Source organism: Acidithiobacillus sp. (assembly GCF_049965315.1).
Classification (GTDB): domain Bacteria; phylum Pseudomonadota; class Gammaproteobacteria; order Acidithiobacillales; family Acidithiobacillaceae; genus Acidithiobacillus_B.
In genome coordinates, this window is sequence record NZ_JBMFWL010000074.1 from 1 (window position 1) to 579 (window position 579).

Here is a 579-nt window from a genome sequence, read left to right on the forward strand (position 1 = left end):
TCTGCTAGGATGTGGCCGCCTCGCCCAACGCATATCCCTGGCCGACATCCGCGTCTGTGGCTTTCATCTGGTAGACTCAGCAGGTCAGGCGTGGAGGATACGATTGCTCAGCCCACCAGAACACAACCCAGATCTCCGCAAGATCATCCATGTGGACATGGATGCTTTCTTTGCGTCGGTCGAGCAACGGGACCAGCCAGAACTGCGTGGGCAGCCGGTAATTGTCGGCGGTGACCCCAATGGTCGGGGTGTCGTAGCCACGTGCAGCTATGAGGCACGGCAGTTTGGTATCCATTCGGCCATGTCCGCCGCCCGTGCCCGTTCTCTATGCCCCCAGGCCATCTTTGTCCGTCCCCGTATGGAGGCTTACCGAGAGGCTTCCCGTCAGGTGATGGCCATCCTGCGCGACTACACACCACTGGTGGAGCCTCTGTCCTTGGATGAGGCCTTTTTGGACGTAACCACAGCCACCAAAGACGGAACTCTGGCAGTCGAGATTGCCCGCGAGATCCTGGATAGAATATTGCGGGAAACAGGGCTGACAGCTTCGGCGGGGGTATCCTACAACAAGTTGCTGGC

The 579-nt window shown here is 59.1% G+C and carries 1 protein-coding gene; it reads left to right on the top strand.

Features of this window, described 5'->3' with window-relative positions; all coding sequences use genetic code 11:
• Positions 1 to 103 precede the first annotated feature (103 nt).
• The coding region (dinB, locus tag ACP5MM_RS09850) for a DNA polymerase IV (RefSeq protein WP_427934539.1) at positions 104 to 579 on the top strand (476 nt) is incomplete at its 3' end.